The sequence below is a fragment of the Streptomyces sp. NPDC048521 genome (assembly GCF_043199855.1).
GTDB lineage: Bacteria > Actinomycetota > Actinomycetes > Streptomycetales > Streptomycetaceae > Streptomyces.
Genome location: NZ_JBICWR010000022.1, coordinates 1 through 25324, shown reverse-complemented (window position 1 = coordinate 25324; position 25324 = coordinate 1). Strand labels below are relative to the sequence as shown.

Sequence of the window (25324 nt, the reverse complement as noted above, 5' to 3'; positions counted from 1 at the left end):
TCGTGATCGGGGTCGGCTCGACAGGGGTCCCGGCCGGAAACCCCGCCGCGCCGTGCAACCGAATCCCGCCCCATGTGGTCATGACAAGCGATCGCCCGCCGACCACGGGCGATCCTCCACTCATCGGTGGCCGGTCCTGACCTCCCGGCCGCCCGAGCGAAAGCGGACCATGAGATATCGCACCAGACTGACGGCCCCGGCGGCCGCACTGATGATCGGTACGGCGACGGCACTGACCCTGGACTCCCCGGCCCAGGCCGCCCCGGCCAGGCGCACCGGGGAGCCGGGCCCGGAGACCCTCGGCGACCCGGTCTTCCCGGCCCTCGGCAACGACGGCTACCGGGTGTCGTCGTACCACCTCGACCTGGCCTACGACGCCACGACCCGCCTGGTGGAGGCCACCGCCACCCTGCGGATCCGCACCACGCGGACGCTGAGCCGCTTCTCCCTCGACTCCCTCGGCCTGGACATACGCGCGATACGCGTGACCGGGCGCGGCGCCGGCTGGGAGCAGGCGGACGAGAAGCTGCGCATCACCCCCGCCGCGCCGCTCCCGGCGCACAAGACGGCGACCGTCTGCGTGACCTACTCCGCCGACCCGCGCCGCACCCTCCCGCACACCGCCTGGGTGCCCACCCCGGACGGCTTCGCGATCTGCCCGCAGCCGAACTCCGCGCACACCGTCTTCCCGTGCAACGACCACCCCTCGGACAAGGCCGACCTCTCCTTCCGGCTGACCGTCCCGAACGGGCTGCGCGCGGTCGCGAACGGCCTGCTCACCGGCACCGAGGCCCTCGCGGACGACCGCACGGCGTACACGTACCGCTCGGCATCACCGATCGCCACGGAACTCGTCCAGATCACCGTCGGCGACTATGTGATCAAGGACCGGCAGGGCCCGCACGGACTGCCTCTGCGCGATGTCGTCCCGGCCGCCCGCGCCGCCGCCCTCGAACCGGCCCTCTCCCTCACCCCCGGCCTCGTGGGCTGGCTGGAGGAGCGCCTCGGCGCCTTCCCGTTCGAGACGTACGGCCTGCTGCCGTGCAACTCCGACGACCCGAACGCCTTCGACTTCACCGGTCTGGAGACCCAGACCCTCACCCTGTACAAGCCGAACTTCCTGCTCCAGGAGGAGAAGAAGATCGGCTCGCACATGATGCACGAGCTGGTCCACTCCTGGTTCGGCAACCTGGTCAGCCCCGCCACCTGGGCCGACCTGTGGCTGAACGAGGGCCACGCCGACTTCTACGGGCTGCTCTACCGCTACGAGCGCGGCTGGACCGACTCCCTCGGCCTCACCACCATGGAGGCCCGGATGAAGGACACCTACGCCCGCGGCGACCAGTGGCGCCACGACTCCGGCCCGGTGGCCGCGCCCAACGCGACCAACCTCTTCGACAGCCAGCGCTACCTGGGCGGCGTCCTCGTCCTGTACGCCTTCCGGCAACTGGTCGGCGAGGACGTCTTCAGCGCCGTCGAGCGCGCCTTCCTGGAGCGCTTCCGGGACTCCTCGGCGTCCACGGAGGACTACATCGCGGTGGCCTCGGAGGTCTCCGGCCAGGACCGGTCCGGGTTCCTGCGCGACTGGCTGTACGGCACCAAGACCCCGCGCATGCCCGGTCACCCCGACTGGACGGTGACCCCGGTCAGCTCGTCCTTCGCCGCCCCGCACAGCAGGCGAGGCGGTCACTGGCACGAGAACTCGGCCACGCTCTGATCAAGCGCGGCGGGCGGGGTCCGCACCGCCCCCGCCCGTCATCTCGCGCTCGATCCACCGGCAGATCACGTCCACCACGTACGCGTGCTCCGCGCGGGTCAGCTCCCGCCCCGGGGGAATCCCGTGCCAGCGCTGAAGACAGCCGCGGCAGCAGGTCGCCGTGGCGTGCTGGGCCACGAACACCGGATGCCCCCGGTACGGCGTCTGCTTTCCGTCCTTGTACGGCTCGGCCGGCGCCAGCCGCTTGGCGATCAGGTCGTACGCGTGCCGGCGGATCGTCGCCGGCCCCTTCAGCTCGGCGGTCGCCCTGTCCCGCCCGCGCAGCCGGAACCGTGCCCGGAACGGCTGCCGCGCGAGGGCGTCCAGCCGCTGGTCGAGCGAGCGGGGGCCGGGGGAGGAGGGGCCGGGGGAGTGCGGCCCGGGAGAGGACGTCATGCTGCCTCGAGCCTAGTGCCTGTCTGACCGTTCCCGTCTGCCGCGCGACGCCCTGCACACCCTCGCCGCACCGGCCCCGGACCCGAGGTGCCGGCGCGCCCCCCGGCCCACCCGCCCGCGCGGTCGGCTCTAGTCGGCCAGGGAGGAGTCCGGTGCTCGTTCGTCCCCGCTGCGCTGCTGCGGTATCACCACCGTGCCCTGCTGCAGGGCCACCGTGCGGGTGGGGGCCGGGATGCGGATGCCCTCCTCGCGGTAGCGGCGGTGCAGGCGCTTGATGAACTCGTGCTTGATCCGGTACTGGTCGCTGAACTCGCCGACGCCGAGGATCACCGTGAAGCCGATGCGGGAGTCGCCGAAGGTGTGGAAGCGGATGGCGGGTTCGTGGTCCTGGACGGCGCCCGTGACGTCCGTCATGACCTCCGTGACGACCTCGGCCGTCACCCGCTCGACCTGCTCGAGGTCGGAGTCGTAGCTGACGCCGACCTGCACCAGCACGGTCAACTCCTGCTCCGGCCGCGTGTAGTTGGTCATGTTGGCCTTGGCGAGCTGGCCGTTGGGGATGACCACGAGGTTGTTGGAGAGCTGGCGGACCGTCGTCTGGCGCCAGTTGATGTCGACGACGTATCCCTCCTCGCCACTGCTGAGCCGGATGTAGTCGCCCGGCTGGACGGTCTTGGACGCGAGGATGTGGATGCCCGCGAAGAGGTTCGCGAGGGTGTCCTGCAGGGCCAGGGCCACGGCCAGACCGCCGACGCCCAGGGCGGTCAGCAGGGGCGCTATGGAGATGCCGAGCGTCTGGAGCACGACCAGGAAGCCGATCGCCAGCACCAGGACGCGCGTGATGTTGACGAAGATGCTCGCCGAACCCGCCACGCCCGAGCGGGACTGGGTGACCGTGCGGACCAGGCCGGCGATCACCCGGGCCGCGGACAGGGTCACCACGAAGATCAGCCACACCTGGAGGATCTGGTCGACGTGGTGCTGGACGGTCCGGGTCAGCGGCAGCACCGCCGCTGCCGCCGCCGCGCCGCCCGCGATGGCCGCCCAGGGGACGACCGAGCGCAGCGCGTCCACGATGACGTCGTCGCCGCTCCACCGGGTCCGCTTGGCATGCTTGGCGAGCCAGCGCAGCAGCGTGCGCGACATGAAGGCGAGCAGCAGGCCCGCCCCCAGGGCGATTCCGGCGAGGACGAGGTCGTCCACGGTCAGCGCGCGGTTCACCGGTCACCTCCGGGGCGCGAAGAGGCTGCGCGGAGCCTGTTGTGAAGTCTCGTCACGTTGTCACCTGCTCGATGTCCGGGATGTGCGATCGCGCGGGCCGGCCGTCCCCCGGCGACCGCGCGCTCGCTCATCCTGCCGTATCCGGCACGCCAGTTCGCACCCGGACCGGCGCCCCGGCAGACGGCTCAGACGATGCCCTCGGCGAGTTCCGCCTGGTCACGGTCGCTGCCGTACGCCGCGGTGGTGGGCGTGCTGTACGACCGGCGTGCGACGTACCACCAGACGCTGGCGAGGACCAGGACCACGGGGAGGGCGATCGAGGCGTAGTTCATCGTGTCGACCGTCACCGGTGAGGCCTGCGGCAGGCAGAACAGCCCTCCCCTGGGCGGTGATCGAGGTGTCGCGTGGTGGTCGGCGGTCACTATAGAGGCGGCGGTTCCCCCCTCACCATTATTGCCGACTGAACTATTCCTTCAGGTGAGTTGACCGTCATCCGGCACGCCTTGACGCGGGGTCGGGGTGGACGGCAGGCTGACGCGGTGATCTTCGGGACCGGCGATTTCGTCCCCGAGAAGGAACTCGCCCGCCGGGGCGGCCTCACCCTGGACGCGCGTCCGCACACCTCGCGGCCCGGTGTCTTCGCCGCGGGCGGTGTCCTCGCCCCTGGGCAGCGGGCCGAGGCGGCGACCCGGAACGGGACGCTGGCGGCCGGCGCGGTGCTGGAATGGTTGGCGGGAGCGGAGTGGCCGCAGGAGGCCGGGGCCTGATCGGGCGGTGCGGTCGCACCGGGCCCCAACCGCTGAGGTACCGGCCATGGGCCGAACGGCCGCCCACCGCGACCAGCGCCATGACAGCGGGGTGCAACGTGTCGAGCACCGAGTCGAAGCCCGCGCAGCGGCACACCGGTGATCAGCGCCGCGTCGGCAGAACCCAGCCCGCCCGGCGCGGGCACCAGGGCGGCAGCGGTCGGAGCCGCGGGTGGGCCGCGGGGGCCACGCCGGTGATGCCGGCCCACCGGGTCATCTCCGTGTGGGTGCCGCTGGTGCCGCGGGCGCTGAGCACAGCCCCGGGGCCCTCGCAGCTCGGTGGCGGAGCCCTCTCGGGCCCTCACAGCTCCGCTGGGGACCCGTGCCGTCCTGCGCCCGCGGCGAACCGTGCGGCGCCCTCCCTGCTCTCCGCCAGTACGCCGACCCCGTGCCGGAGTTCGCCCCGCAGGGCCGTCGCCTCGTCCTGCCCCTCCTGGTCGAGGACCGACGCGCGGTCGCTGCGCAGGCAGGCCTGGGGGAAGCGGGCGATGCCCGCCGCGAGCGCCTCGGCCTCCGCGCGGGCGGTCCCGGTCGGCACCAGCCGGTCGGCGAGGCCGATCCCGTACGCCTCGCGGGCCGGTACCGGGCGGCCGGTGAGGATCATGTCCATGGCCCGGCCGGCACCGATCAGACGGGGCAGCCGTACCGTGCCGCCGTCGATCAGCGGCACGCCCCAGCGGCGGCAGAAGACCCCGAAGACGGCGTCCTCCTCCGCGACCCGTAGATCGCACCACAGGGCGAGTTCCAGGCCGCCCGCGACCGCGTGCCCGGCCACCGCGGCGATCACCGGCTTCGACAGCCGCATGCGAGTCGGCCCCATCGGGCCGTCGCCGTCCTCGGCGACCCGGTTGCCGCGCTCGGTGCCGATCGCCTTCAGGTCTGCGCCCGCGCAGAAGGTGCCGCCCTCACCCCACAGCACCGCCACGCGGGCGCTGTCGTCCTCCTCGAACGCCCGGAAGGCGGCGGCGAGTCCGGCGGCCGTCGGACCGTCCACCGCGTTGCGGGCCTCCGGACGGGAGAGGACGACCGTGGTGACGTACTCCTTGCGTTCCACGCGGACCGGCACGGCGGGTGCTCCTTCTCGGGGGGCGGCTCGGAGGGCCACTGTGCCTCAGATGAACTTCAGCCGCACCAGCGCCCCCAGCGTCAGCGCCCCCGGCACCAGCGGCACCCACACGGTGATGACCCGGTAGGCCGGCACCACCGCCGTGGCCACCGCGGCCGGGCCGCCCACCGCGACCAGCGCCACGATCAGCGCCGCCTCGACGGAGCCCAGCCCGCCCGGTGTGGGCACCAGGGCGACCGCGGCCGTCGCCGCGAGATAGGCCAGCGCCATGTGCGTGGGCGGCACCGGCAGCCGCAGCGCCCGGCCGACCGCGGCGAGACCGGCCGTCTGGAGCGCCGTGAACGCCAGCGAGCCGCCCCACAGGGTCAGGGCGCGGGCCGGCCGGGTGTGCACCGACCGCGCCTCGCCCAGGACGTCCCGCGCGAAGGCGCACACCCGCGTGCGCAACCGCCGTACGAGCGCCAGGACGACCGCCGCCGCGAGCGGCAGGCCGGCCGCGCCCAGCAGCACCGGGAGCGCCGAGCCGTCCGGCAGCAGGGTGCCGAGCCGCAGCGCGTCCGGGAAGGCGAGCAGCAGCGCGGCCGGCAGGCCGAGCCGGCCCACGCACTCGGCCAGCAGGTACAGGGCGAGCGCGGCCGAGGAACGGGCGAGCGGCACGCCGCACACGGTCATGAAGCGCAGGTTCACCGCGCCCGCGCCGAGCCCGTCGGCAGCAGGTGGTTGGCCGCCCCCGCCGCGAACTGGGTGGCCAGCAGCCGCCCCTTGGGCAGCGGCTGCACCACCGCGCCCTGCCGGGTGAACGCGGCCGCCACCCAGGTCAGGCAGGTCGCCCCGGCCGCCGCGAGCAGCCACGGCCAGGAGGCGGTGCGCAGTTGGCCGAAGCCCTCGGCGAGCACCGAGCGGTGCCGTACGGCGGCCACGGCGACGAGCAGGAGCGGGACGAGGCACAGCACCTGGCGGACGGGGACGCGACGGGGGAGCCGTCCCCGGGGGAGCGGGGCGAGCGGGACGGCCGTCCCCTTGGCAGCGGCTGTCCGCGCCGCCCCGGCACAGGGTGGCGGAACCGGGGACGGCGGTGTGCGGACTGTGGTCATCGGGGCCTTCGGTCGGGGGGACGCCGGTGGGGGTGAGAAAGCGCGGACATTGACCTCAACGAACCTTGAGGTTCTATGTTCTCTTCCATGAGCATGGAGACCACCGCATGGACGCAGCTGCACAGCGTGATGAACGCGCAGTCCGAGCGCCGCCCCTTCGCCCGCGCCACGCTGCGCCGCATCGCCGTCTTCGCCCGCCCGCACCGCGCCGGCATCGTCCGGTTCCTGCTCCTCGGGGTGGTGACGGCACTGCTCGCCGTGGCGACCCCCGTGCTCGCCGGCCACGTCGTCGACGCGATCGTGGTGGGGCACGACTCCGGCACGGTGGTCCGGCTCTCCCTGCTCATCGCGGTCGTGGCCCTCGCGGAGGCGGGGCTCGGCATACTCGGCCGGCGCCTGTCGGCGACGCTCGGGGAGGGACTCATCCTCGACCTCAGAACGGCTGTGTTCGATCATGTGCAGCGCATGCCCGTCGCGTTCTTCACACGTACGCGTACGGGAGCGCTGGTCAGTCGTCTCAACAACGACGTGATCGGCGCACAGCGGGCCTTCGCCAACACCCTCTCCGGTGTCGTCAGCAACCTGGTCACGCTGCTGCTCACCCTCGCGGTGATGCTCACCCTGTCGTGGCAGATCACGCTGCTCGCGCTCGTCCTGCTGCCGGTGTTCGTGCTGCCCGCCCGCCGCATGGGCAGCCGGATGGCCCGGATGCAGCGCGAGGCGGCGGCGCTGAACGCGGCCATGGGCACCCGTATGACCGAGCGTTTCTCCGCGCCCGGCGCCACCTTGGTCAAGCTGTTCGGCCGCCCGGAGGAGGAGTCGGCGGAGTTCGCGGCGCGGGCCGCCCGGGTCCGGGACATCGGGGTCCGCACGGCGACGGCCCAGTCGGTCTTCATCACCTCCCTCACCTTGGTCTCCGCCCTCGCGCTGGCCCTCGTCTACGGCCTCGGCGGCTGGTTCGCGCTGCGCGGCACCCTGGAGGCGGGCGCGGTCGTCTCCCTCGCCCTGCTGCTGACCCGTCTCTACGCCCCGCTGACCGCGCTGGCCGGGGCCCGGGTGGAGGTGATGAGCGCCCTCGTCAGCTTCGAGCGGGTCTTCGAGGTACTGGACCTGAAGCCGCTCATCGAGGAGAAGCCGGACGCCCGCGAGGTCCCCGAGGGTCCGGTCACCGTCGAGTTCGACGACGTCCGCTTCTCCTACCCGTCCGCCGACCAGGTCTCCCTCGCCTCCCTGGAGGAGGTCGCCGCCCTCGACGCCCGCGGCGGCTCCGAGGTCCTGCACGGCATCTCCTTCCGCGCGGAACCCGGGCAGACCGTCGCCCTGGTCGGCTCCTCCGGCGCGGGGAAGTCGACCATCGCACAGCTCCTGCCGCGCCTGTACGACGTCGACGCGGGCGCCGTCCGCATCGGTGGGGTGGATGTGCGCGACCTGACCGCCGCGTCCCTGCGGGCCACCCTCGGCATGGTCACCCAGGACGGCCACCTCTTCCACGACTCCGTGCGCGCCAACCTGCTGCTGGCCTGCCCGGCCGCCACCGAGGACGAACTGTGGGACGCCCTCGACCGCGCCCGCCTCGCCGACGTCGTACGGTCCCTGCCCGACGGCCTGGACACGGTCGTCGGCGAGCGCGGCTACCGGCTCTCCGGCGGCGAACGCCAGCGCATGACCATCGCCCGGCTGCTGCTGGCCCGCCAGCGCGTGGTCATCCTCGACGAGGCCACCGCCCACCTGGACAACACCTCCGAGGCGGCCGTGCAGGAGGCGCTCACCGAGGCCCTGGAGGGCCGCACCGCCGTCGTGATCGCCCACCGCCTGTCCACCGTGCGGGCCGCCGACCAGATCCTGGTCGTGGAGTCCGGGCGGATCGTGGAACGGGGCACGCACGAGGAGCTGCTGGCGGCGGACGGGCGGTACGCCGAGCTGTACCGGACGCAGTTCACGCGGCGGGACGACGAGGTGCCGGTCGTCTGAAGGAGCGGCAGTTCACGGGGCGTCCAAGTCCATGACCGCTGTCCAACCTCTTGACTCCAGTGGTCCGGACCTTTAACTTCACGCCTTAAACAAAGACACCGGGCGCGCCCAACGCCCCAACTGTCCCCCCGAGTTGGGCGCGTTCCGGTACCCCCACCGAAAGGCCGCCCCCGCATGGCCAGACCGCTTACCGCAGCCCTGTCGCTCGCCGCGCTCTCCCTCGCCACCGGCGTGCTCACCGCCGCTCCCGCCCACGCCGCCACCGGTACGATCACCGGACTCGGCGGCAAGTGCCTCGACGTCGCCGGGGCCAGCTCCGCCGACGGCACGGCCGTCCAGCTCTACGACTGCAACGGCACCGCCGCCCAGCAGTGGACGGTCGGCAGTGACGGCACCATCCGGGCACTCGGCAAGTGCCTGGACGTGACGGGCAATTCGACCGCCGACGGCGCCAAGGCGCAGCTGTGGACCTGTACCGGCGGCGCGAACCAGAAGTGGACCGTCACCGCCGCCCACGACATCGTCAACCCGCAGGCGGACAAGTGCCTGGACGCCACCGGCAACACCTCCGCCAACGGCACCCGGGCACAGATCTGGAGCTGCACCGGCGCCGCCAACCAGAAGTGGACCGCGCCCTCGTCCGGAGGCAGCACCCCCGCCGCACCGATGGCCGTGGCGCCGTACCTCTACAACGGCTGGGGCAGCCCGCCCAGCCCCACCACCATCACCCAGGCCACGGGCGTCAAGTACTTCACGCTCGCCTTCGTCCTCAGCAACGGCTACTGCAACCCGCAGTGGGACGGCAGCCGCCCGCTGACCGGCGGGGTCGACCAGCAGACGGTCAACACGGTGCGGGCGAACGGCGGTGACGTCATTCCGTCCTTCGGCGGCTACAGCGGCAACAAGCTGGAGAGTTCCTGCTCCAGCGCCGGCGAACTCGCCGCCGCCTACCAGAAGGTGATCAACACCTACGGCCTGAAGGCGATCGACATCGACCTCGAGGCCGACGCCTACAGCAGTGGCACCGTGCAGCAGCGGACCGTGGACGCGCTGAAGACGGTGAAGGCCAACAACCCCGGCCTGAAGGTGTACATCACCATCGGCACCGGGCAGAGCGGCCCCGACACCAGCCTCATCAACCGGGCCGCCTCCTCCGGGCTGACCGTGGACGCCTGGGCCATCATGCCGTTCGACTTCGGCGGCGCCGGACAGAACATGGGCAACCTCACCACGCAGGCCGCCGAGGGCCTGAAGAACGCGCTGAAGAACGCCTACCACTACAGCGACGACCAGGCCTACCGGGACATGGGCATCTCGTCCATGAACGGCATCACCGACCAGAACGAGACGGTCACGGTGAACGACTTCCGGACCATCCTGGCCTACGCCCAGCAGCACCACCTGGCCCGGCTCACCTTCTGGTCCGCGAACCGCGACCGCCCCTGCACCGGCGGCCCCGCCGACAGCTGCTCCGGCGTCTCCCAGTCCGCCTGGGACTACACCCGCGTCTTCGCCGCCTACACCGGCTGACCCTCGTCCCCCAGGAGATCCCGTGCCTCGCCTCTCCCGCCGCCGCGGACCGACCGCGGCCGCGCTGCTCACCGTGGCGGCCGCGTCCCTGCTCACCGCCGCGCCCGCACCCGCTCAGGCCGCGACCCTGCCCACCGGCTTCGCCACCGTCGTCAACGCCGCGAGCGGCAAGTGCCTCGACGCCAAGGCCGCCGCCACCGCCAACGGCACCGCCGTACAGCAGTACACGTGCAACGGCACCACGGCCCAGCAGTGGAGCTTCACCGACGCCGGCAACGGCTACGTCCGCATCAACAACCGCAACGACACCAACCAGGTCGTCGACGTCGCCGACGTGTCCACGGCCGACAACGCGCCGGTCCACCTGTGGACCTACGGCGGCGGCGCCAACCAGCAGTGGCTGCCCGTGGACGACGGCGGGGGAGCCTTCCACTTCGTGAACCGGGGCAGTGGCAAGTGCCTGGACGACCCCGGCGCCTCGACCGCCGACAGCGTGCAGTTCGTGCAGTACACCTGCAACGGCACCGCCGCCCAGCGCTTCCAGGTGGTCCCGGTGAACCAGTCGAGCAACCCCGACCTCGGCCCCAACGTCGTCGTCTTCGACCCGTCGATGCCGTCCTCCACCATCCAGAGCAGGCTGGACTCGATCTTCAAGCAGCAGGAGACCAACCAGTTCGGCTCCCAGCGCTACGCCGTCCTCTTCAAGCCCGGCACGTACAACGCGAACGTCAACGTAGGCTTCTACACCCAGGTGCTGGGCCTCGGCCTCACCCCGGACGCGGTCTCCGTCAACGGTGCGGTGCACGCCGAGGCCGACTGGTTCCAGGGCAACGCCACCCAGAACTTCTGGCGCGGCGCCGAGAACCTCTCCGTCAGCCCCACGGGCGGCGGCGACCGCTGGGCGGTCTCGCAGGCCGCGTCGTACCGCCGGATGCATCTGCGCGGCAACCTCGCCCTCGACGACGGCGGCTGGTCGTCGGGCGGCTACCTCGCCGACAGCAAGGTCGACGGGCAGGTCAACTCCGGCAGCCAGCAGCAGTGGCTGACCCGCAACTCCCAGCTGGGCAGCTGGACCGGGTCCAACTGGAACATGGTGTTCGTCGGCAGCCAGGGCGTCCCGGGCACCAGCTTCCCCAACCCGCCGTACACCACGGTCGCCCAGAGCCCGGTCAGCCGCGAGAAGCCGTTCCTGTACGTCGACGGCTCCGGGAACTACCAGGTGTTCGTGCCGTCGCTGCGCACCGACTCCACGGCGACCAGCTGGGCGAGCGGCAGCCCGTCCGGCTCCTCGCTGCCGCTGAGCCAGTTCTACGTCGTCAAGCCCGGCGCCACCGCCGCGCAGATCAACGCAGCGCTCGCCGCCGGACAGAACCTGCTCGTCACGCCCGGCGTCTACCACCTCGACCAGACCCTGAAGGTGACCCGCCCCGACACGGTCGTCCTCGGCCTCGGGCTCGCCACCTTCGTCCCGGACAACGGCATCACCGCGATGACCGTCGCCGACGTCGACGGTGTCAAGATCGCGGGTCTGCTCTTCGACGCCGGCACCACCAGCTCGAAGACCCTGGTCGAGGTCGGGCCGGCCGGCTCCAGCGCCTCCCACGCGACCGACCCGACCTCCCTGCACGACGTGTACTTCCGCGTCGGCGGCGCGGGCGTCGGCAAGGCGGCCACCAGCCTCGTCGTCAACAGCGACAACGTCATCGGCGACCACATGTGGATCTGGCGCGCCGACCACGGCAGCGGCGTCGGCTGGACCAGCAACACCGCGGACACCGGGCTCGTGGTCAACGGCGACGACGTGACGATGTACGGGCTGTTCGTCGAGCACTTCCAGAAGTACCAGACCATCTGGAACGGCAACGGCGGCCGCACCTACTTCTTCCAGAACGAGATGCCCTACGACCCGCCGAACCAGTCCGCCTGGATGAACGGCTCCACCCAGGGCTACGCCGCCTACAAGGTCGCCGACTCCGTCACCAGCCACCAGGCGTACGGCCTCGGCAGCTACTGCTACTTCAACGTCAACCCCGGTGTCGTCGCCGCCCGCGCCATCGAGGCGCCGAACAACCCCAATGTGCGCTTCACCAGCATGGTGACCGTCTCCCTCGGCGGCACCGGCACCATCAGCCATGTCGTCAACAACACGGGAGGACCCTCCAACTCCGGCACGAACGTGGCGAACCTGGTCCGCTACCCGTGACCGGACGGGCGTGAGCGGCACCGGACGGGGAAACCGGGGTCGGGTCAAGTACGTGCGAAGTGGCCCGACTTGAAGGAGACCCCCACCGTGTCGAAAGCCCGCATCACAAGTGCCCTCGCCGTCCTCGTCCTCGCCGCCGGGCCGACCGGCTGCGGCAGCGAGGACGGCAACGGCAAGGGCGGGGACGCCGAGGCCCGGCCGAGCGCCACCCCGCCCGTCCGGGCCGTCCAGGACGCCTACCGCAAGACGGTGGCCGCCGGCACCGCGAAGATGACCGTCACCAGCAAGGTCGTCGCCGAGGGTCAGGCCCTCACCGCACACGGCAGCGGGGTGGCCGACCTGAAGGACGGCACCAGCCGCGTCACCCTGACCTCGCAGGGCACCACCGTCGAGCAGCGCGTCGTCGACGGCGTGGTGTACCAGAAGCCGTCGGGCACGCAGCGCGGGACCGTCCCTGACGGCAAGACCTGGACGAAGATCGACCTGACCCGGTCGGCGAAGAACGGCTCGGCCGGGCGGTCCCAGGTCAGCGACCCGGCCGAGCCGGTGCGCTACCTCAAGGACATCGGCTCCGAGGACGTCACCCGGCTCGGCACCCAGACCCTCGACGGCACCCCCACCACCCACTACCGCGTGTCCGTCCCCGTCTCCGCGCTCTCCCAGGGCACCGCGGGGCAGGAGCGGGAACTGCGACGGCAGCTCGGGACCTCCACGCTGCCCCTGGAGCTGTGGCTGGACGGGCAGGGCCGGCTTCGGCAGGAGCGCGTCCGGCTCACCCTGCACCCGCTCGACCAGAAGACACCGGGCCAGGGGAACGCCGCCGTGACGAGCACGACCGTGCTGCGCTTCTCGGACTACGGCACCGAGGTGCGGGTCGGCGCGCCGCCCGCCGGGGACACCGCGGACGTCACGGGCAAGATGACCAGGACCGGCACGGGCGCCGGCTGATACGTGTGAGCCGCCCCGGTGTGGATACGCGGTCTGCACGGCACCACCGCCCGTCCGGAAGGTCACTTTCGTGCCATGACCAGTGCACCCGAGCCCGGCCACCACTCCGAGGTCACCCTCCGGGTGAACGGCAAGCCCCACACCCTGCACGTCGACCACCGGCGCGTCCTGCTGGACCTGCTGCGCGAGGACCTGGATCTCACCGGGTCCAAGAAGGGCTGCGACCACGGCCAGTGCGGCGCCTGCACCGTCCTGGTCGACGGGCGCCGCGTCAACAGCTGTCTGCTGCTCGCCGTCACCCTCGACGGCAGCGAGGTCACCACCGTCGAGGGCCTCGGCGGCGACGGCGAGGAGCCGCACCCGCTCCAGCAGGCGTTCCTCGACCGGGACGCGTTCCAGTGCGGGTACTGCACGCCGGGGCAGATCTGCTCCGCGCTGGGCATGCTCGCCGAAGCCGCGGCCGGCCACCCCTCCCACGTCACCGACCCCACGGCCCCCTCCGGCCGGCCCGTCCCGCTGGACCGGCCCGAGATCCGTGAGCGCATGAGCGGCAACCTGTGCCGCTGCGGCGCCTATCCCCGCATCGTCGAGGCGGTGGAGGACGTGATCCGGTGAACGGCTTCGGATACCTCAGGCCCGGCACCGTCCAGGAGGCCGTCGACGCCCTCGCCGCCCACCCCGGAGCGTCCTACCTCGCCGGCGGCACCAACCTGGTCGACCTGCTCAAACTCGGCGTGGAGCGTCCCACGGTCCTCATCGACGTCGGCCGGCTGCCGCTGGACACGATCGAGGACCTGCCCGACGGCTCCCTGCGAGTCGGCGCCACCGTCCGCAACAGCGACCTGGCCGCCGACCCGCGCGTCCGCGACCGCTACCCGGCACTGTCCCAGGCGCTCCTGGCCGGTGCCTCCGGGCAGCTGCGCAACGCCGCCACCACCGGCGGCAACCTGCTCCAGCGCACCCGCTGCCCCTACTTCCAGGACCTGGGCAAACCCTGCAACAAACGGGAACCGGGCAGCGGCTGCGGCGCCCGGGACGGCGTCCACCGCGACCACGCGGTCCTCGGGCACTCCCCGCACTGCATCGCCACCCACCCCTCCGACATGGCCGTCGCGCTCGCCGCCCTCGACGCCCAGGTCGAGCTGCACGGCACCGACGGCCCCCGGCGCGTTCCGGTGGCCGACTTCTACCGGCTGCCGGGCGAGCACCCCGAGCGGGACACCTGGATCCGACCCGGCGAACTGATCACCGGCGTGCTGCTGCCGGCCGCCACCGCCGGTGTCCCGTCCGCCTACCGCAAGGCCCGGGACCGGGCGTCGTACGCCTTCGCCCTCGCCTCCGTGGCCGTCGTGCTGCGGGTCGCGGACGGCGTCGTCGACCAGGTGGCCGTCGCCTACGGCGGGCTCGCCCACCGGCCCTGGCGGGCCCGGCACACCGAGCTGGCCCTGCTCGGCGCCCCCGCCACGCCCGCGGCCTTCGAAGGCGCCGTGGCCCTCGAACTCGCCCACGCCGAACCGCTGCGGGACAACGCCTACAAAGTGCCCCTCGCCCGCAACCTCGCCCTGGACGTCCTGGGCCGTCTCGCCCCGGCGCCCGCGGGGGTCTGAGTCGACCGGCACGCCATTGGAGGATCCCATGACCGGCACCGCCCTGGGCGCGCCCGCCGAGCGCCGGGAAGGACGGCAGAAGGTCGCCGGCGCCGCCCGCTACGCCGCCGAGTACGCCCTGCCCGGCCGCGCCCACGCCTGGCCCGTGCCCGCCGCGATCGCCCGCGGCCGGGTCACCGGCGTCGACACCTTTGCCGCCCTCTCCCTGCCCGGCGTCCTCGCCGTCCTCACCCCCGGTGACGCGCCCCGCCTCGCCGAACCCGAGGACGCCACCCTCGCCGTGCTCCAGGGCCCGGACGTGCCCCATCGCGGCTGGTGCGTGGCCCTCGTCGTCGCCGAGACCCCGGAGACGGCCCGCGCCGCCGCCCGTGCCGTCCGCGTCACGTACGACACCGCGCCCCACGACGTCGACCTCGTCGAGGGCCACCCGGGCGCCTACGAGCCGGAGGAGGTCAGCAGCGGGCCCGGGCGCGTCGAGCACGGCGACCCGGAGGCCGCGTTCGCCGCCGCCGACGTCCGCGTCGACACCGTCTACCGGGTGCCGCCGCTGCACAACCACCCCATGGAGCCGCACGCGAGCACCGCCCACTGGGACGGGGACCGGCTCACCGTGTACACCTCAAGCCAGGGGGGCACGACCGTCCGCTCCGTACTCGCCCAGCTGTTCGCGCTGCCTGAGGAGCGGATCACCGTCGTCGCCGAGCACGTCGGCGGCGGCTTCGGCTCCAAGGGCACCCCGCGCCCCGACGTCGTCCTCGCCGCGATGGCCGCACGGCACACCGGCCGCCCCGTCACCCTGGCCTACCCCCGCCGGCAGCTGCCCACCGTCGTCGGCCACCGCGCCCCAACGGTGCAGCGGATGCGGCTCGGCGCGAGCGCGGACGGCCGGCTCACCGCCCTGCTGCACGAGGTGACCACGTACACCTCGCACGTCAAGGAGTTCGTGGAGCAGGCCGCGGTGGTCTCCCGCGTCATGTACGCCACCCCCGCCCTGCGCAGCAGCCACCGGGTGGTCCCGCTGGACGTACCCAGCCCGTCCTGGATGCGGGCCCCCGGCGAGGCGCCCGGCATGTACGCCCTGGAGTCCGCCGTGGACGAACTCGCCGACGCGCTCGGCATGGACCCGGTGGACCTGCGCATCCGCAACGAACCGGACCGCGAGCCCGGCAGCGGCGACCCCTTCAGCAGCCGACACGTCGTGGAGTGCCTGCGCGAGGGCGCCCGCCGCTTCGGCTGGGCCGACCGCGACCCACGCCCCGGCGCCCGCCGCGAGGGCGCCTTCCTCGTCGGCACCGGCGTGGCCGCCGCGACCTACCCCGTCCAGATCGCCCCGTCCACGGCCACCGCCCGGGCCCTGCCCGACGGCACCTTCGTCGTCCGGACCAACGCGACCGACATCGGCACCGGGTCCCGTACCGTCCTCGCCCAGGTCGCCGCCGACGCCCTCGGCGTGCCGTTGGACCGGGTGCGCACCGAGGTCGGGCGCAGCGATCTGCCCCCGGCCCCGCTGGCCGGCGGCTCCATGGGCACCGCCTCCTGGGGCTGGGCCGTCCACGAGGCCTGTGCCGAGGTGGCGTCCCGGCTGGCCGCGCACACCGGACCACTGCCCACCGAGGGCATCGAGGTCCGCGCCGACACCACAGGGAAGGCCGACGCCGACAGCCCCTATGCGCGGCACGCGTTCGGCGCCCACTTCGCCGAGGTCGCCGTCGACACCGTCACCGGCGAGACCCGCGTGCGCAGGCTGCTCGGCGTCTTCGCCGCCGGACGGATCCTCAACGCCCGCACCGCACGCTCCCAGTTCGTCGGCGCCATGACCATGGGCCTCGGTATGGCCCTCACCGAACACAGCACCCTGGACCGCGCGTTCGGCGACTTCACCGAGGCCGACCTCGCCTCCTACCATGTGCCGGTCCACGCCGACGTCCCCGACATCGAGGCCGACTGGATCGACGAGGACGACCCCCACCTCAACCCCATGGGCAGCAAGGGCATCGGTGAGATCGGCATCGTCGGCACCGCCGCCGCCCTCGGCAACGCCGTCCACCACGCCACCGGAATCCGCTTCCGCGAACTTCCCCTCACCCCCGACCGGATCCTCACCGCCCTGCTGTCCGAGGGGTGACGGTGACGGGACCGACCTGGGAGTACGACGGCTACCGGCCCGAGGAGGAACGCCTGCGGGAGTCCCTGTGCACCCTCGGCAACGGGTACTTCGCCACCCGCGGGGCGCTGCCCGAGTGCACCGCGGACGACGTCCACTACCCCGGCACCTACGGGGCCGGCTGCTACAACCGGCTCACCTCCGAGGTCGCCGGACGCCGGGTCGAGAACGAGGACATGGTCAACCTGCCCAACTGGCTGCCACTGCGCTTCCGTCCCGTCGGCGAGGACTGGCTCACCCCGGACACCGCCCCCGTCACCGAACACCACCAGATGCTCCACCTCGATCCCGGCCTGCTGGAACGCCGCACCCGCTACACCCTCGGCGCCAACCGCACCCTCCTCGTGCGGCAACAGCGCCTCGTCCATCTGGCCGACCCCCATCTCGCCGCCCTGCGCACCGAGTTCACCACCGAAGGCCGCACCGTCGACCTGGACGTCGAGGCCGCGCTCGACGGGAGCGTCACCAACTCCGGTGTCGCCCGCTACCGCGACCTGGACGGCCGGCACCTCACCCAGATCCACGTCGGCACCACCGCACCCGGCACGGTCTGGCTGCGCTGCCGTACCCGCACCTCCGACATCGGCTTCGGACTGGCCGGCCGGCTGACCGCCGGGGCGGCGCCGGTCACGCACGCGAACGAAGCCCACCGCGCCGTACAGCACCTGCGCCTGCGCCTGCCGCCCGGGCGTACCGTCACCGTCGACAAGACCGTCGCCCTGCACACCTCCCACGACCCCGCCATCAGCGACCCGCTGCGTGCGGCCGTCGACCGGGTCCGCGCCGCGCCCGGCTTCGACGAACTGCTGGACGCGCACGCCTCCGCCTGGGAGCAGCTGTGGCGGCGCACCGCGCTGGAGGTACCCGGCGAGGCGGGCAGCATCCTGCGCCTGCACCTGTTCCACCTGCTGCAGACCCTCTCCCCGCACACCGCCGACCTCGACGTCGGCGTCCCCGCCCGCGGGCTGCACGGCGAGTCCTACCGCGGCCACGTCTTCTGGGACGAGCTCTTCGTCCTGCCCTACCTCAACCTCCACCTCCCCGAGGTCTCCCGCGCCCTGCTCCACTACCGCCACCGCCGCCTGGACGCCGCCTGCCACGCGGCACGCGAACGCGGCCGGCGCGGCGCGCTGTACCCCTGGCAGAGCGGCAGCGACGGCCGCGAGGAGACCCAGCAGCTCCACCTCAACCCGCGCTCCGGCCGCTGGCTGCCCGACCACTCCCGGCTCCAGCACCACGTCGGCTCGGCGGTGGCGTACAACGTCTGGCAGTACTGGGAGGCCACCGGCGACATCGACTTCCTGCACGGCGAGGGCGCCGAGATGATGCTGCACATCGCCCGCTTCTGGGCGGACTCGGCCGGTTACGACGACCACCTCGGCCGGTACCGCATCCAGGGCGTGGTCGGCCCCGACGAGTACCACGACGCCTACCCCGGCGCGACCCGGCCGGGCCTGGACGACAACGCCTACACCAACGTCACCGCCGCCTGGGTGCTCACCCGCACCCTGGAGCTGCTGCACGCCCTGCCCGAGCCGCGCCGCCGCGAACTCACCGAGGGCGCCGGGCTGGAGAGCGACGAACCCGACCGCTGGGAGGAGATCTCGCGCACCCTCCACATCCCCTTCCACGACGGGGTGATCAGCCAGTTCGCGGGCTACGGCGACCTCGCCGAGCTGGACTGGGACGGCTACCGCGGGCGGTACGCCGACATCCGCCGCCTGGACCGGATCCTGGAGGCCGAGGGCGACACGGTCAACCGCTACAAGGCGTCCAAGCAGGCCGACGTCCTCATGCTCGGCTATCTCTTCGCGCCCCCCGAACTCCGCGGACTGTTCGACCGGTTGGGCTACCGGCTCGACGAGCGGACCTGGACGGCGACCGTGGACCACTATCTGCACCGCACCAGCCACGGCTCCACCCTCAGCGGCCTGGTCCACGGCTGGATCCTGGCCCGGGCCCGCCGCGCCGACGCCTGGGCCTTCGTCCAGGAGGCCCTGCGCGGCGACATCGCCGACCTGCAGGGCGGCACCACCGGCGAGGGCATCCACCTCGGCGCGATGGCCGGCACCCTCGACCTCGTCCAGCGCGGACTGACCGGCCTGGAGACCCGGGGCGGCGCCCTGTGCCTCGACCCGGTGCCGCTGCCCGAACTCTCCTCCTACGGCTTCTCCCTCCGCTACCACGGCCACTGGGGCGTCCACCTGCGCCTGCGCAGCGGCCTGCTGGAGATCGACGTACCGTCCTCGGACCGCTCACCCATCGACGTCCGTCTGCGGGACCGGGTGGTACCCGTGCGGCCGGGGGTGACGGCACGGCTGGTGCTGCCCGAGTGAGGCCGTTCAGCCGTCCGCCACCGGGTACCGGTGCACGGGCGGCAGGCCCGGCAACAGCCCCGGCCACACCGTGTCGAGGACATGGGCGCTCGGCGTGAAGAGGGGCCGGCCGAGCACGGGGAGGTCGCTGACCTCGTGCCACTCCCAGCGGCGGACCAACCGCGGTTCGGTGACGACGGGTTCGCCGGTGAAGTCGGTGACCCGGACGGCGGCCGTCAGCCTCGGCATGCCGTCCACGGAGTCCATCAGGATCGCCAGCACCCGCGCACCGGCGGGGTCGGCCTTCAGGGACGTCTCCTCCTCCAGCTCCCGCACGGCCGCCGCGCCGAAGTCCTCGCCCGGATCGTTCTTGCCGCCGGGCAACTCCCACACGCCCCGCACCGACCAGCCCAACAGCACCCGGCCCGCCCGGTCCGTGACGACGACACCGGCGCCGGTGAGGGCGTGCGGGGAGGGACGGCCCTTGCCGGCGCTGCCGGGCGGGGCGGGGGACGGGCCGCGCAGCACGAGCACGGCCAGCCCGTCGGCGTCGTACCGCTCGGCGGACTCCCAGCCCGCGCACAACAGCCCGATCTCCTCCTCGTCCAGGGCGATGTCCCGCCGGCTGGCCGGTACGGCGTCCGCGACCGGTGTGATCACGCACAGCGCGCCACCGGGACGCAGCCGCTCCCGCAGCCGGTGCAGCACGCGGGTGCGGTCGCGGACGAACGCCCAGACGAGCCGGACGGTGATCAAGTCGTAGCAGGAGCGGGGGAGTCCGCCGAGGTCGTCCCGCTCGATGTCGAGCCGCCGGTACGTCACCCCGGGGCCGTCGGCGCGCCTGGCCTCGGCGAGCGCCACGGCGGACCGGTCGACGGCGTCCACCCGGTATCCGCACCCTGCCAGATGCCGGGCGAGTTCACCGAGACCGCAGCCCACGTCCAGGGCGCGGCCGTCCGCGGGCGCCGGGGCGTGCGCGGCGAGCAGCCGCCGCTCGGCGCCGCCCAGCGACCGGAACCGGCCGCCGCTCGCGTAGTGCGCGTCCCATTCCTCGGGCGTCAGATGTGCCACCGGGCCTCCTTTGGGCTGGTCGATCCGCGGACAAAGGGATCATGACCGGGTGACCGCCGTGACACACCGCCGCCCGCGAACTCGACGGCGGCGGCCGCGGGGACCACGATGGCCCGAGAGGAAACCGAGGAAGAGAAAGGGGCTTCGAGGGCATGAGCGTGACCGGCGCCGCCCTGCGCGTCCTGGCGGTGGACGACGAGGAACCCGCGCTCGCGGAGCTGCTCTACCTCCTGGGGGAGGACCCACGGGTCGGCCGCGTGGTGCCCGCGCCGTCGGCCACCGAGGCGCTGCGCCGGCTGAGCCGGTCCGTCGAGGAGGGCCCGGACGGCCCGGAGGGTTTCGACGTGGTCTTCCTCGACATCGACATGCCCGGCCTGAACGGTCTCGAACTGGCCCGCCTGCTCGGCGGGTTCGCCGCACCGCCGCTGATCGTGTTCGTCACCGCCCACGAGGACTTCGCGGTCCGCGCCTTCGACCTCAAGGCCGTCGACTACCTGCTCAAGCCCCTGCGCAAGGAACGCTTCGCCGAGGCCGTACGGCGGGTCGCCGAGCTGATCCGGGCCGGGCAGGGACCCCGCCCGGCCGTCCTGCCGGTGACCTCGCCCGAGCCGGTCCCCGCCCTGGGCGACCAGGTCCCGGTGGAGTTGGGCGGGGTGACCCGGTTCGTGCCCGTCGCTGACATCAGCCATGTCGAGGCCCACGGTGACTACGCGCGGCTGCACACACGCCACGGCAGTCACCTGGTGCGCATCCCGCTGTCCACCCTGGAGGAGCAGTGGCGGGACCGCGGCTTCGTGCGGATCCACCGCAGCCGGCTGGTCGCCCTCGGCCGGATCGAGGAACTCCGCCTGGACGGCGGCAACCTGACCGTCCGGATCGGGGACCGCGTCCTCGCCGTGAGCCGGCGCAACGCACGGGAACTACGGGACCTGCTGGCCCGGCACGCGGCGGCGCGGGCGCGTTGATCCGGCCGGGACGGCCGGCCGCCCGGCCCCCGGCGTGACGGACCTGTGGCGATTCTCGTCCGCCGTCTGTCTCCCCACCGGCCCGCTGCGTACACTCGCCGCACACAGGTGATCACCGCGGCGTCGGGGAGTGCGTCATGGGTGCGGAGTCCGTCCCTCGCAGAGAGGTGGTCACCGGACGGCCACGCCCCTGCGACGGCACGACCGCACCGCGCCCGGCAGCCTCGCCGGAGACCCGGCCCGCGCCGCAGGTGGACGCCTCGGTACGGCGATTGATGCGGGAACAGCTGCGGGCCGCGCTCATCGCCACGGCCCTGCTCGCGGCCCTCCTCGGGCTGCTCCCCGTGGTCCTGCGCGTCCTGCCGTTCCCCGACGCCGCGTCCCGCGTCCCGCCGGGCGTCTGGCTGCTCCTGGGCGTGGCACCGTACCCGGCCCTGCTCGCCATCGGCGCCTGGTACGTCCGCCGTGCCGAGCGCAACGAGACCGGCACGGCGCGCGACGAGACCGCCACGGGCGCCCCGGCCCCCGCCCCCGGGGAACGCGCCTGACCATGCGCCGAGCACACACCGGGACCGCCCGGTGAACCAGACGTACGGCATCGCGGGCGTCACGGCCGTGGTCCTCGCCACGGTCCTCGTCGGCGCGCTGGGCCTGCGCATCTCCCGTACCACCTCCGACTTCTACGTGGCCTCGCGCACCGTCGCCCCGCGGATCAACGCCTTCGCGGTCAGCGGCGAGTACCTGTCCGCCGCCTCCTTCCTCGGCGTCGCCGGACTCGTCCTCGCCCAGGGCGTCGACATGCTGTGGTTCCCCATCGGCTACACTGCCGGATTCCTGGTGCTGCTGGCCTTCGTCGCCGCCCCGCTGCGCCGCTCCGGCGCCTACACCCTGCCCGACTTCGCCGAGGCCCGGCTCGAGTCACGGGCGGTCCGCGGGATCGCCGGCGTGCTCGTCGTCGGCATCGGCTGGCTCTATCTGCTGCCCCAGCTGCGGGGCGCCGGCCTGACCCTCAGGCTGCTCACCGGCGTCCCCGGTCCGCTGGGCGGCCTGCTCGTCGCCGCCGTGGTGACCGCGTCCGTCGCCGCCGGCGGGATGCGGAGCATCACCTTCGTCCAGGCCTTCCAGTACTGGCTGAAACTCACCGCCCTGCTGGTGCCCGTGGCGTTCCTGCTGCTCGCCTGGCGCGCCGACCACAGCCCGGTCCCCGCCTGGGACGACCGGCCCGTCTTCCACCGCTCCACCGAGGTACGCCTGGACACACCGCTCACCGTCACCGTGCACGAGCCGGTCCGGGTGACCGTGTCCGGAACCGTCGACGGCCGTCCCGTACGGGGAGGTTCGCTGCGGCTGGCCGAGGGCCGCCACCGGCTCGGCGCGGACACCACCATGCGCTTCCCGGCCGGCGCCCGGGTTCCCCTGCCGGACCGGACGCCCGACCGCACCGCCCCGTCCAGCTGGGCCAGACCGCTGTCGTCGAGCCGCGAACAGCACAGCCTGTACGCCACCTACGGGCTGATCCTCGCCACCTTCCTCGGCACCATGGGCCTGCCGCACGTGGTCGTCCGCTTCTACACCAACCCCGACGGCCGCGCCGCCCGCCGCACCACCGTGATCGTGCTCGGCCTGCTCGGCGCCTTCTACCTGCTGATGCCCCTGTACGGCATGCTGGGCCGGCTCTACGCGCCCGACCTGCTGCTCACCGGCGACACCGACGCGGCCGTCCTGGTCCTACCGCAGCGCCTGGTCGGCGGCATCGGCGGCGACCTGCTCGGCGCGCTCGTGGCGGGCGGTGCCTGTGCCGCGTTCCTGTCCACGGCCTCCGGGCTCACCATGTCCGTGGCGGGCGTGCTCGCCCAGGACGTGCTGCCCACACTCGGCATCCGCCACGTCCGCCACTTCCGGCTGGCCACACTGCCCGCGATCGCGGTGCCCACCGCCGCGGGCACCGTGGTCGGCGACCTGCCGGTGGCCGACGCGGTCGGACTCGCCTTCGCCGTCTCCGCCTCCTCGTTCTGCCCCCTGCTCGTCCTCGGTATCTGGTGGCGCGGCCTGACCCCGCCGGGCGCGATCGCCGGGCTCCTCCTGGGCGGCGGCTCGGCGCTCACCGCGGTGACGGTCACCATCGCCGGCGGCGCCCGCTCGGGCTGGCTGCACACCCTGCTCGCCTGGCCCGCGGTCTGGTCCGTCCCCGTGGGATTCGCGGCCATGGTGCTGACCTCCCTGGCCACCCGCGACCGCGTCCCGGCGGGCACCGCCGCGACGATGGCCCGGCTGCACCTGCCCGAACCGGCGCCCGCCCGCCCCGGACCCGCCACCTGACGAGGAGCCACCGTGCACACGAGTCCCACGGACACGGCGGCGGGCCCCGCCGACACGGGCCCCGCACCCGCCCGTCACCTCCCGCGAGCCGGCTCCCCGGGCGCCGCGGGCGCCGGGCACGCCGGCCGTCCGTACCAGCCGTACCAGGATCGAGCGTGCCGCCCATGACCGTGCTCGTCACCGCCGCCCTCGTCCTCGCCGGTCTCGCCGTGTTCGCCCTGGGTGCCGCCCTCGGGCACGGCGCGGCCCGCCGGCAGCAGGAGCACTCCGCCGACAGCGACGTGGCACGCACCACCTTCCACGTCCTGCACACCGCCTCGCTCGCCGCCGCGCCCCTGCGCGCCGGACTGACCCCGGAGGCGGCCCGGAAGGCGGTCCGCCGGCTGCGTCCCCTGCTCGGCACGTCCGCGCTCGCCGTCGCCGTCGCCGACGACACCGTCCTCGCCTGGGACGGAGCCGCCGAACACCACCGCGACCAGCTCGCGGCACAGCTCGCCCCCAGCCCCCGCACCCGGATCCTCCCGCTGCCGTGCGACGAGGAGGACTGCCCCGTGCGCTGGGGCGTACTGGTCCCCCTCACGGCCGACGGCCGGACTCTCGGCACCCTCGCCGTGCTCGGCGGCGCGGAGTCCACCACGCTGGTCCGGGCCGCCGAGGAAGCCGCCCGCCGGCTCTCCGCGGAACTCGACCTCGCCGACCTCGACCGGGCCCGCTCCAGCGCGCACGAGGCCGAGGTCCGGGCCCTGCGCGCCCAGATCTCCCCGCACTTCATATACAACTCCCTGGCGAGCATCGCCTCCTTCGTCCGCACGGATCCTGAGCGGGCCCGCGAACTCCTCCAGGAATTCGCCGACTTCACCCGGTACTCCTTCCGCCGTGACGGCGACTTCACCACCCTCGCCGAGGAGTTGCGGTCCATCGAGCAGTACCTGGAACTCGCTCGCGCCCGCTTCGGCCGCCGCCTCCGGGTCACCCTGCGCGTCGCCCCCGAGGTGCTGCCCGTGACGCTCCCGTTCCTCTGCCTGCAACCCCTCGTCGAGAACGCCCTCAAGCACGGCCTGGAGGAATCCGTCGACCGCAGCAGCGTCACCATCGTCGCCGAGGACGAGGGCACCGAGGCCCGGGTCGTCATCGAGGACAACGGCATCGGCATGGAACCGGAACGCCTGCGCGCGATCCTGCGCGGCACCGCCGGCCCGTCCACCGGTATCGGCCTGAGCAACGTCGACCGACGACTGCGCCAGGTCTACGGCGACGACTACGGCCTCGTCATCGAGACGGGCGTCGGAGCCGGCACGAAGATCACGGTTCGCGTCCCCAAGTTCCGACCCGGCATCCAGGCACCGCCGCGCTGACGGCTGTCGCGGCAACGGGCGGCAGGATCGAGCACCCGCTCCCATCGGTCCACCGCCCGGCACGGACCCCGGCGTGTCCGACACGGGCCGCATCATCAGCCCCGAACCGACCGACAGCCAGGCGCTTCGCGCCATGGTGGCCTGCATCGGTTCCGCCCTGCTGGAGCACACGGTCACGGACCCCGGGACGGCAGGATCGTCACCGCCGACCCCGCCGACTACCTCGTCCCGGTCAACGCCGACGTCCCGGCCTGCGGGCGATCCACCCGGAAGGGCAGGACCGCGAGGCCGGCCCTCTCGGCGTCAAGGGCCTCGGTGAGGCCGTCCACGTCGGCGTGGCCCCCGCCATCACCAACGCGGTCTTCCACGGCACCGGCCGCCGCGTCCGCGAACCCCCGTCACCGTCGAGGCCCTCCTGCGAGCATGCGTACCCGGACCGTGCTCAGTCCTTGATCTCGCAGATGGCGGCGCCCGAGGTGATGGAGGCGCCGACGTCGGCGGTCAGGCCCTTGATGGTGCCGGACTTGTGCGCGTTCA

At 73.3% G+C, this 25324-nt stretch carries 18 protein-coding genes and 3 pseudogenes; 15 read left to right on the top strand and 6 right to left on the bottom strand.

What is annotated here, in order from left to right:
- Window positions 1–169: 169 nt before the first annotated feature.
- On the top strand, window positions 170–1717 hold the full coding sequence (locus ACGFRF_RS35365) for a M1 family metallopeptidase (RefSeq protein ID WP_393747138.1): 1548 nt from the start codon (window positions 170–172) through the stop codon (window positions 1715–1717).
- On the opposite strand, the gene ACGFRF_RS35360 is transcribed toward ACGFRF_RS35365, so the two are convergent.
- The 3 genes and pseudogenes from ACGFRF_RS35360 to ACGFRF_RS35350 all read right to left on the bottom strand — a co-directional run.
- Complete coding sequence (locus ACGFRF_RS35360; RefSeq protein WP_393747137.1) at window positions 1718–2152, bottom strand: DUF4186 domain-containing protein; 435 nt, start codon at window positions 2150–2152, stop codon at window positions 1718–1720. It abuts the gene before it with no gap.
- A 129-nt stretch (window positions 2153–2281) separates the two neighbouring features.
- On the bottom strand, window positions 2282–3373 hold the full coding sequence (locus ACGFRF_RS35355; RefSeq protein ID WP_393747135.1) for a mechanosensitive ion channel family protein: 1092 nt from the start codon (window positions 3371–3373) through the stop codon (window positions 2282–2284).
- Window positions 3374–3558: 185 nt separating this feature from the next.
- Window positions 3559–3747, bottom strand: a pseudogene (locus ACGFRF_RS35350) (amino acid permease); the annotation flags it as partial.
- Between the two features lie 165 nt (window positions 3748–3912).
- Here ACGFRF_RS35350 and ACGFRF_RS35345 point away from each other — a divergent pair.
- Complete coding sequence (locus tag ACGFRF_RS35345) at window positions 3913–4140, top strand: hypothetical protein (RefSeq protein ID WP_393747133.1); 228 nt, start codon at window positions 3913–3915, stop codon at window positions 4138–4140.
- A gap of 340 nt (window positions 4141–4480) precedes the next feature.
- On the opposite strand, the gene ACGFRF_RS35340 is transcribed toward ACGFRF_RS35345, so the two are convergent.
- Together ACGFRF_RS35340 and ACGFRF_RS35335 are read right to left on the bottom strand one after the other, a co-directional pair.
- Window positions 4481–5245, bottom strand: coding sequence for a crotonase/enoyl-CoA hydratase family protein (locus tag ACGFRF_RS35340; RefSeq protein ID WP_393747131.1), 765 nt, complete (start codon window positions 5243–5245; stop codon window positions 4481–4483).
- Between the two features lie 45 nt (window positions 5246–5290).
- Window positions 5291–6339, bottom strand: a pseudogene (locus ACGFRF_RS35335) (YbhN family protein).
- 93 nt (window positions 6340–6432) lie between these two features.
- Between ACGFRF_RS35335 and ACGFRF_RS35330 the strand changes: the two are divergent.
- The 8 genes from ACGFRF_RS35330 (at window position 6433) to ACGFRF_RS35295 (ending at window position 19098) form a co-directional block, all read left to right on the top strand.
- Window positions 6433–8310: an ABC transporter ATP-binding protein gene (locus tag ACGFRF_RS35330; protein WP_393747323.1), complete on the top strand. Its 1878-nt coding sequence runs from the start codon at window positions 6433–6435 to the stop codon at window positions 8308–8310.
- A 174-nt stretch (window positions 8311–8484) separates the two neighbouring features.
- A complete protein-coding gene (locus tag ACGFRF_RS35325) occupies window positions 8485–9840 on the top strand; it encodes a ricin-type beta-trefoil lectin domain protein (protein ID WP_393747130.1) in 1356 nt (451 codons plus the stop codon).
- A gap of 22 nt (window positions 9841–9862) precedes the next feature.
- Window positions 9863–12043 (top strand): RICIN domain-containing protein, encoded by a 2181-nt coding sequence (locus tag ACGFRF_RS35320; protein ID WP_393747128.1) that lies wholly within the window; start codon window positions 9863–9865, stop codon window positions 12041–12043.
- Window positions 12044–12130: 87 nt separating this feature from the next.
- Complete coding sequence (locus ACGFRF_RS35315; RefSeq protein ID WP_393747126.1) at window positions 12131–12991, top strand: hypothetical protein; 861 nt, start codon at window positions 12131–12133, stop codon at window positions 12989–12991.
- Between the two features lie 75 nt (window positions 12992–13066).
- Window positions 13067–13606, top strand: a complete 540-nt coding sequence (locus ACGFRF_RS35310) for a 2Fe-2S iron-sulfur cluster-binding protein (protein WP_393747124.1) — start codon at window positions 13067–13069, stop codon at window positions 13604–13606.
- A complete protein-coding gene (locus tag ACGFRF_RS35305) occupies window positions 13603–14598 on the top strand; it encodes an FAD binding domain-containing protein (protein ID WP_393747122.1) in 996 nt (331 codons plus the stop codon). The genes ACGFRF_RS35310 and ACGFRF_RS35305 overlap by 4 nt, the downstream gene beginning before the upstream one ends.
- A gap of 28 nt (window positions 14599–14626) precedes the next feature.
- Window positions 14627–16723, top strand: a complete 2097-nt coding sequence (locus ACGFRF_RS35300) for a xanthine dehydrogenase family protein molybdopterin-binding subunit (RefSeq protein WP_393747120.1) — start codon at window positions 14627–14629, stop codon at window positions 16721–16723.
- Between the two features lie 2 nt (window positions 16724–16725).
- Window positions 16726–19098 (top strand): glycoside hydrolase family 65 protein, encoded by a 2373-nt coding sequence (locus tag ACGFRF_RS35295; RefSeq protein ID WP_393747119.1) that lies wholly within the window; start codon window positions 16726–16728, stop codon window positions 19096–19098.
- 6 nt (window positions 19099–19104) lie between these two features.
- Here ACGFRF_RS35295 and ACGFRF_RS35290 read toward each other — a convergent pair whose 3' ends face one another.
- Window positions 19105–20148, bottom strand: coding sequence for an NUDIX domain-containing protein (locus ACGFRF_RS35290; protein ID WP_393747117.1), 1044 nt, complete (start codon window positions 20146–20148; stop codon window positions 19105–19107).
- Window positions 20149–20300: 152 nt separating this feature from the next.
- Between ACGFRF_RS35290 and ACGFRF_RS35285 the strand changes: the two genes are divergently transcribed.
- The 5 genes and pseudogenes from ACGFRF_RS35285 to ACGFRF_RS35265 form a co-directional block, all read left to right on the top strand.
- A complete protein-coding gene (locus ACGFRF_RS35285; RefSeq protein ID WP_393747115.1) occupies window positions 20301–21113 on the top strand; it encodes a LytR/AlgR family response regulator transcription factor in 813 nt (270 codons plus the stop codon).
- A 137-nt stretch (window positions 21114–21250) separates the two neighbouring features.
- Complete coding sequence (locus ACGFRF_RS35280; protein WP_393747113.1) at window positions 21251–21661, top strand: hypothetical protein; 411 nt, start codon at window positions 21251–21253, stop codon at window positions 21659–21661.
- Between the two features lie 31 nt (window positions 21662–21692).
- The gene (locus tag ACGFRF_RS35275; RefSeq protein WP_393747111.1) at window positions 21693–23432 is read left to right on the top strand and encodes a cation acetate symporter; all 1740 of its coding nucleotides are present in this window, start codon (window positions 21693–21695) and stop codon (window positions 23430–23432) included.
- Between the two features lie 164 nt (window positions 23433–23596).
- Window positions 23597–24787 (top strand): sensor histidine kinase, encoded by a 1191-nt coding sequence (locus ACGFRF_RS35270; RefSeq protein ID WP_393747109.1) that lies wholly within the window; start codon window positions 23597–23599, stop codon window positions 24785–24787.
- A 70-nt stretch (window positions 24788–24857) separates the two neighbouring features.
- A pseudogene (locus tag ACGFRF_RS35265) lies at window positions 24858–25205 on the top strand (molybdopterin cofactor-binding domain-containing protein); the annotation flags it as partial.
- Window positions 25206–25324: the final 119 nt, after the last annotated feature.